Source organism: Bianquea renquensis (assembly GCF_014384895.1).
GTDB lineage: Bacteria > Bacillota > Clostridia > Lachnospirales > Bianqueaceae > Bianquea > Bianquea renquensis.
In genome coordinates this window covers 1-7408 of the sequence record NZ_JACRSQ010000058.1, presented here as the reverse complement: position 1 = coordinate 7408, position 7408 = coordinate 1, and the positions used below count along the sequence as shown (strand labels likewise).

The 7408-nt window shown below is 51.0% G+C and carries 7 protein-coding genes; 6 read left to right on the top strand and 1 reads right to left on the bottom strand.

Annotation, left to right across the window (positions count from 1 at the left end; translation table 11 throughout):
• On the top strand, positions 1-1127 hold a 1127-nt coding region (locus tag H8730_RS16960), incomplete at its 5' end, for a Cna B-type domain-containing protein (protein ID WP_249290243.1).
• A 308-nt stretch (positions 1128-1435) separates the two neighbouring features.
• Positions 1436-1828, top strand: a complete 393-nt coding sequence (locus tag H8730_RS16955; RefSeq protein ID WP_249290242.1) for an SRPBCC family protein — start codon at positions 1436-1438, stop codon at positions 1826-1828.
• Between the two features lie 540 nt (positions 1829-2368).
• On the opposite strand, the gene H8730_RS16950 is transcribed toward H8730_RS16955, so the two are convergent.
• A complete protein-coding gene (locus tag H8730_RS16950; RefSeq protein ID WP_249290241.1) occupies positions 2369-3409 on the bottom strand; it encodes a helix-turn-helix transcriptional regulator in 1041 nt (346 codons plus the stop codon).
• A gap of 211 nt (positions 3410-3620) precedes the next feature.
• Here H8730_RS16950 and H8730_RS16945 point away from each other — a divergent pair, with 211 nt between their 5' ends.
• The 4 genes from H8730_RS16945 to H8730_RS16930 all read left to right on the top strand — a co-directional run.
• Positions 3621-4463, top strand: a complete 843-nt coding sequence (locus H8730_RS16945) for a tyrosine-type recombinase/integrase (RefSeq protein ID WP_249290240.1) — start codon at positions 3621-3623, stop codon at positions 4461-4463.
• A gap of 304 nt (positions 4464-4767) precedes the next feature.
• On the top strand, positions 4768-5691 hold the full coding sequence (locus tag H8730_RS16940; protein ID WP_249290239.1) for a signal peptidase I: 924 nt from the start codon (positions 4768-4770) through the stop codon (positions 5689-5691).
• 71 nt (positions 5692-5762) lie between these two features.
• Positions 5763-7064, top strand: a complete 1302-nt coding sequence (locus tag H8730_RS16935) for a hypothetical protein (RefSeq protein ID WP_249290238.1) — start codon at positions 5763-5765, stop codon at positions 7062-7064.
• Positions 7065-7097: 33 nt separating this feature from the next.
• The coding region (locus H8730_RS16930; RefSeq protein WP_249290237.1) for a hypothetical protein at positions 7098-7408 on the top strand (311 nt) is incomplete at its 3' end.

The window sequence follows — 7408 nt, the reverse complement described above, 5'->3', positions numbered from 1 at the left end:
TGGGAGAGGTACAGACTGAAATCGAAGGCGAGAAAACATGGGAGCTGGGCGGCCATGACGTGGCCCTGCCGGAATCTGTCACCGTGCAGCTGAAAAACGGGGATTTGCTGGTGGAGGAAGCCACTGTCATCCCGGACGGCAATGGTGAGTGGCATTACCATTTCACCGCGCCCAAGTACGACGCAGAGGGAGCGGAAATCGCGTATACCATTGGGGAGGCGCCGCTGTATAACTTTATTCCCGCCTATGATGGATACAACATCAAAAATACCTATCTTCCGCCCGTGGCGGTAGACCCTCCCCTCATTGAAAAGGTGGTGGAAGGCGAAAAGGCGCCTGAAACACAGTTCTCTTTCCTGCTGAAAGGTGAAAATGGCGCGTCCATGCCGGAGGGCAGTGATGGAAATATGAAAATCGTCACTCTCACAGGCAGCGGCAAAGCTAATCTGGGCACAATCGTCATTGCCGAACCTGGCGTTTACACCTACACTATAGCGGAACTGGACGACGGCAAAGAAGGCTGGAGCTATGACGCTTCTCTCTATACCCTGACGATAACCGTTGCGGAGCAGGGAGGAAAGCTGGAAGCCGTTTATGCTCTGGATCAAAACGGGCAGGCGGCTGAGACGCTAAAATTTGTCAACCGCTTCAAGCCGGATCTACCGGAGAATGCGGTGACCGTTAAGGGATCAAAGACCTGGCAACATGGGGACAACCCGGCGGACAAGCAGCCCAGCTCCATCATTGTGGAGGTCTATGCCGACGGCCAGCTTGCCGCCCAGCGGCAGGTTACGGCCAGGGACGGCTGGAAGTATGCCTTTGAGATGCCCCGGTACGCGGGGGATGGGCATGAGATTGTCTATACCGTGGACGAGGTCGAAATACCCGGCTACACCGCCGAAATCAATGGATACGATATTGTGAACGCCTACACCGGCGCCACGCCGGAATCGCCCGCCCCCGGCGGCGACGATGAACCCGGCAGCCCGGATGGCCCGCAGACCGGTGATACGTCTCACATAGGTTTGTACTTTGTGCTGATGCTTCTAAGCTTAGCCGCGCTGATCGCCACAGTGCTGCTGAGAAAAAGGGAAGCACACAAAATGAAGCACCGGCGTCTCCGTTGAATATGAAAGAGAGAAAGGGTAGGCTGTATGGAGAGGAGAGCCGCCCGGATTGAGCAAAAGCTCAACGGTTGCCGCAAACGCCACAGCCGGAAGCCACACCGTTTACTATAAGGCTTCCGCCCCGTAGCTTTATTTACCACGGAAAATGGGCGGCTGTACAGCGGTTTTTGCTTCTTTACGTCCCGTCAAAATGACGGTTTTTGATATAGGAATTGTCGCTAAAATTTCAATGGCTAAATAGGTGCTTTTATGCTATACTCTGGATAATAAGCTGAATAACAAATGAAATTGCAAAGTGAGGATTAGGTATGGCTATTTCAAAAATTAAAGCTGTCTTTCAGAGTGATATTAAAAAAGTGTGGGAAACGGTAACCTCTCTTGAAAATTATGCGTGGCGCAGTGATTTAAGCAAAATCGAAGTTTTGAGCAAAAATCAATTTGTAGAATATACAAAAGAGGGATATGCCACAACTTTTACAATTACTGTTGCCGAACCATATAAACGTTGGGAATTTGATATGGAAAACGGCAATATGAAAGGGCATTGGATTGGAGTATTTACTCAAAAAGGCGAACAGACTGAAATTGATTTTACGGAAGATGTCACTGCAAAAAAAACCATTATGAAACCATTCGTAAAAGCCTATTTGAAAAAACAACAATCTCAATATGTTTCAGACTTGAGAAACGCTGTATTATAAATAGCAACTTATTCCAGCGGTCACGCTCCCCGGCATGACCGCTTTTTCTCTATCCGGCGTTATGCTGTATGCGGCGCATTCTGTCAGGCTCTGGCTTCGGCTTGCGGCACTTCCCGCAGTATAAAAGCCCGTCCTCCCCGGGGTAGTCCTCCTGCGCCCACTTGCCAGGATTCCTTTTTCTTTGCTATGACAGATTCCAGCTCTTTCAATCCGGCAAGGCTCTCCTGCATATCCGCATGGGCGGCTGTGAGATCTTGCTCTAAAAAAGTGACGCCTTCCGCTGCGTCTGGCTTCCGTCAATATCACCAGTGCCGCATAAGGGAAATATGCCACCTCTGCGGCTCACTGACAAAGCGGTTAAAGAAAGGGCTGTGGTTGGTTGATAGTTACTTTTTATTATGTGAGGGGCGGCAGCACTTTAGGCTGTCGCTCCTTAGCTGCCTAACTGCAAAACAGGCGGGGCTAGGGGCGACGGGCGCAGCCCGTTCATCTTGCCGTTGACTGGCTCGACTGGTTTTGCTATTTGAACACAAAGAAATTTTAATCTCTTAATTGTGCCATTAGTTCTTCAAATTCCGAACCCTCACGAAGAAATGCGTATTCCTCATTGTTTGCTAACTCATCGGTGATTTTTTTTGCCAGTTTACTTGAAAAAAATGTAGAATCGCTACCATTTACATTACGATATAACTGATAATCTTGCGTATTCCATTCCTTTTTCATGGCAGGTAACATTTTTTGAAGAATAGACAGACTTCTACCCTTATCTTTTTTTACTAAAGCAAGCTGCAAATGAACATTGTAGCATATCCACTCTGGAAAGCAAAACTGGCGGGTAATGGCTTCATACATATCTGCGAAAAAGTCTGCATCATTTTCCCTTTTTTCCTGCAATGCGATTTCAAGCATATTTGCTAAAGCAGTCTGTATATCGGTTACACCTTTAAGTACCTGATGTTCCCAGATTTTTTCTGCGTCTTGGTATCGTTCTTGCCGTTGATAAAGGATAGCTAAGTGTTCCTCTTTGTCTATTGTAGAAAACGGCAATGAATTTATTAGCTCCTCTGCCTTTGAAAAATCTCCTCGATTTCGTGCATAGGAAATCAACATACTGGTTGCGGTATCCCTTATTTCCGGAATTTCACTTGTGGCTAAACGCTTGTAAAATGTTTCATATTTTTCCCGGTATTGCTCAATTTCAGATACGTTGTAAAGAGCAAGTGCTCCCTCTAAATAAAGAATGACCGAATATATCAAATTTTCGCAGGTGGGATATTCATATATTTTGTTGATTGCTTTTTGGAAAGCGGTATCATAGTCCTGCTCCTGAACCGTCTTATCGACTTCATTAACAAAATTTTCAGTCTCTATAACTGTTAAATCGTCATGGAAAGACATTAACGTGTTCAAGTCGATTTTAAGCAAACGTGCTAACGCTGGTAAAAGGGTTATATCGGGATAAGTGCTGCCTTTTTCCCACTTATTTACAGCCGGTGTGGATACACCTAAAAAATCTGCGATTTGTTCTTGCGTCAAAGATAACTCTTTCCGCTTTTCCCGAATAATCTGATTGATTTTCATAGCGAACCTCCTTGTGTTTATGCCCTTATGATAGCAGAGTAGGCTTTAAGGAACAATAGAGTCGTTGTTAAATTGCTGATTGAAAAAATTAACCAAAAGTTAAAAGCAGACTTGACTGTAACGGCGGAGAATATATTTCAAAAGACCATCTAAAAGAAAAGAGGATTGGTAGTACAATAGAAAGGGAATACTAAGTGCAGGAGGGATAAAAATGAAATATGAGAAACTACAGGAAAGCATGATACGAGAATACGAAACGGCATTACGGGAAGGGGAAAAAAGTGAAGCGACGGTGGACAAGTACATGCGCCACATACGCCAGTTCGTCGCCGAATACGCAGGCCGCAGGATTGACAAGGCGCTAATGTTGGAATACAAAGCGGAGCTGGGGAAAACCTACGCCCCCGCCAGCGCCAACGGCGCACTGGCGGCGGTCAACGGGTTTCTGCGTCTATGGGGCTGGGGAGACTGCTGCGTCAAACCCTTCAAGGTGCAAAAACAGGTATATTGCCCGGAGGAAAAGGAACTGAGCCGGGAAGAATACGTGCGGCTGGTGAAAGCGGCCCAAGAGAAGAGCAGCGAGCGGCTGGCGCTGTTGCTGGAAAGTATATGCGCCACGGGAATCCGAGTGAGCGAACTGCGGTATATCACAGTGGAGGCCGTCGCACAGGGAAAGGCCGTCGTCAACTGCAAGGGGAAAACGAGGACGGTGTTCCTGCCCGCCGCGCTGCAAAAGAAGCTGCGGCGGTATGTCCAAAGAAAGACCCTTCAAAGTGGCCCGGTGTTTGTGACCCGGACGGGAAAACCGCTGAACCGCTCCAACATCTGGAGGGAGATGAAGGCGCTGTGCCAACGGGCAAAGGTTGCGCCAAGCAAGGTGTTTCCCCATAGTCTCCGGCACCTTTTTGCCAGAACGTTTTACAGCATCGACCACGATGTGGCGAAGCTGGCGGACATTTTAGGCCACTCGAACATCAATACGACCCGGATATACATCATCACCACGGGGGCGGAACACCGGAGGAAGATGGAAACCATGGGGCTGGTGATATAAAAAGGACAAAAAAGAACCCGCGCCTGAAACGCCGGTCCATGGGTGATCACGGAAGAATCCTTCTGTAGTAAAAGGGAAGAACATTCACATCGTTATATCGTATACATACTATAGCATAAAGGGACAAAAAAGTCAAGACAGTGAAAATTGGGTACAGCAAACAAGCCTTTTCGACAGAAAGGAATGAAAAGGCTGATTTGGTGCGCCCTGAAACGGTGAGAGTGCGGAGGAAGACAAGTTTTGCCACATCTCCCTCGAGAAAAAATACAACAGAAGGATTCTTCTGCTGTAAAGGGGAGAAGCCATGGAGCAGGCGCAGAAGGATACGACCATGAGGGAAGCACAGGAAGAGAGAATAAACGAAAAGGCGTCACCGCCGCGGGAGGACCCCCGAATCGATGTATTGATTGGGGCCTATCGCAATTTGGGGTTCAAGGTGGATCTGTTGCAGGAACAAGTGCAAGAGCAGGAAAAAGAGCTGAACCGGCAGAAGGGGATAGTGGAGGCGATTCTGGCGGAGGAGCAGAGGAGGAGAGACGCAGGGGGGGAAGGCCATGCCGCTCCAGCGCCGACATCCCCCTACGCCCAGGTTGAGAAATCCGTGGGAGAGTATCAGGCCGAAGAGAAGCGCTCGGGGGAAGCCAGCGGTGGGAGTAGGCGGCAGACGAAGTCCCTGGGAGGCCGGGCATGGAAAATCATCGGAGAGGTTGTGTTTTACGGATTGCTGCTCCTGCTGATTGTGGCCGCGCTGTTCATCCGCACCACCGGCAGCGGAGCGCCGAAAAGCCTCGCGGGGTATTCCGGCATGATTGTGTTGACGGAATCCATGCAGAGCGAGATCCCCAAAGGGTCGCTGGTGATAGCCAAGCAGGTAGACCCGAACACTCTGCAAATCGGGGACGACATCACCTACATGGCAAACCAGACAACCTCCGTGACCCACCGGATCGTAGGGATTATGGAAAATTACGAGAACACCGGCCAGAGGGCTTTTGAAGCCCAGGGTGTGATGAATAGCGAACCGGACAGGCAGCCGGTCCCCGCCGTCAACGTGGTGGGCAAGGTGGTCTATCACAGTGAGGTGCTGGGGAACATCGCCAGCTTTATCCGGACGTACTGGCCGGTCTTGCTGTTTGTGCTGGCAGTGGGGGCTGTGTTGCTCCATGTGCTGAGGCGGATATTCAGAAATCCGCCGAAGGAAGCGGGGTCACATGGAGCGGCAGACTAAAACCATTCACGGTGTATAGAAGGAGAGACCCTTCTTTATACATATATTAATTGGATGAAAGGATGAGAAAAATGGCAGCAGGAAAAGCCAAACAGCGCAAAGCTGCCTCGGCAGTCACAGCGGTAGCGGCTGCGGCAGCTATTCTGCTCACGGGAACGTTTGCGTGGCAGAGTATCAGCCAGACGGCACTCAACGAAACCACTGGAAAGATCGTCAATCCGGGCGGACGGCTCCACGACGATTTTAACGGCAGCAACAAGGACGTGTACGTAGAAAATTTCAGCAGCTACGACGACGGCGGCGTGCCCATCTTTGCCCGTGTGCGCTTAGACGAGTACATGGAAATCGGCAGGGGCGCGGGCCTCAAGGCCGGAGGTACGGGTACAAATGAGGCGACTCCGGTGGTGGCCGGGACAGACATCAACGACGTATCCACTTGGACGCCCCACGTCCCCGGTACCAGCATTACCGAGGGCGCAGAAGGCGACTTCCACAGCTACTGGAACTGGACGGTGGGAGGCGAAACTGTCTTTATGCCCACTTTTAATCGAAACAAAGACAGCCTGAAAGCGGACATCAACGGAACCTTTGCCGGGCCGGACGGAGACCCGGCAACCAAAGAGGATCGCTATGGAGATTATGTAACATATACGGCCGGGCAGCAAATCACCGCCGATGCTACTTACGACGCAGACGACAACGATACCGACGAAGGCGATACCGGAGTGCTGGATGTGAACTACACCCTCAAAAATGAAGCACATACCGCCAAAGCCACGCAGATGGCCAACGTGCTGACGATGGCGGAGTGGAAAGCGCAGGGATCAAAAGTCGGCCCGTACTGGGTGTATGACACCGACGGCTGGGCGTATTGGGCGCAGCCCATCCTTCCCGGCGAGGCCACCGGCCTGCTGCTGGACGGCATTGAGCTGAAAGAGGTCATTCAGGACGACTGGTACTATGGAATTAACGTGGTTGGCCAGTTCTCGGATGGCGGCGACTGGGGTGAGGCGGAAGGAAACGGCTTCTACACCGACGCGGCCAGTGCTCCCAGCGCGGACGCGCTGGCGCTTCTCAACAAGGCGCTGGCGGAAAATGTGCTGGTCACGGTTTCGGCTGCTGACGACGTGACAACCGCAGCTCCCGGTACAACTCTTCAGTTTGGCGCCGCTGTAACGCTGGCAGGCGAAGCGATTCCCAATCAGAACGTGACTTGGACAGTAACGGGCAGCACCTCCGCAGATACTAGGATTAGCGCTGATGGCCTGTTGACCGTTGCTGCGGATGAAGGGGCGGACAAGCTGGTTGTCAAGGCGGCTTCCAAAGAAAACACCCGAGTTTCCGGGAAGCTGGAAATCACCATCACACCGTAACAGCTATCTAAGTTAGAGAAAGGAGAAATTACTATGAGCAAGTCTAAAAATCGCAAGGCTGCCTCGGCAGTGATAGCGGTAGTGGCAGCGGCGGTTATTCTGCTCACGGGGACGTTTGCGTGGCAGAGCATCAGCCAGACGGCGCTGAACGAAGTGGCGGAAACCTATGTGAATCCAGGCGGACGGCTGCACGACGATTTCAACGGCGTGAATAAGGACGTGTACGTGGAAAACTTCATGAGCGCCGACGAAGCAGGCGGCGTGCCCATCTATGCAAGGGTGCGCTTAGACGAATATCTGGAAACCGGTCGAGGAGCCGGAATCAAGGACGGCATGGAGGGTGA

What these genes read in the sequence shown, in the direction of transcription:
- H8730_RS16950 (WP_249290241.1), bottom strand. Translation starts at nt 3,409, where the DNA reads ATGAAAATCAATCAGATTATTCGGGAAAAGCGGAAAGAGTTATCTTTG.
- H8730_RS16955 (WP_249290242.1), top strand. Translation starts at nt 1,436, where the DNA reads ATGGCTATTTCAAAAATTAAAGCTGTCTTTCAGAGTGATATTAAAAAA.
- H8730_RS16935 (WP_249290238.1), top strand. Translation starts at nt 5,763, where the DNA reads ATGGCAGCAGGAAAAGCCAAACAGCGCAAAGCTGCCTCGGCAGTCACA.
- H8730_RS16940 (WP_249290239.1), top strand. Translation starts at nt 4,768, where the DNA reads ATGGAGCAGGCGCAGAAGGATACGACCATGAGGGAAGCACAGGAAGAG.
- H8730_RS16945 (WP_249290240.1), top strand. Translation starts at nt 3,621, where the DNA reads ATGAAATATGAGAAACTACAGGAAAGCATGATACGAGAATACGAAACG.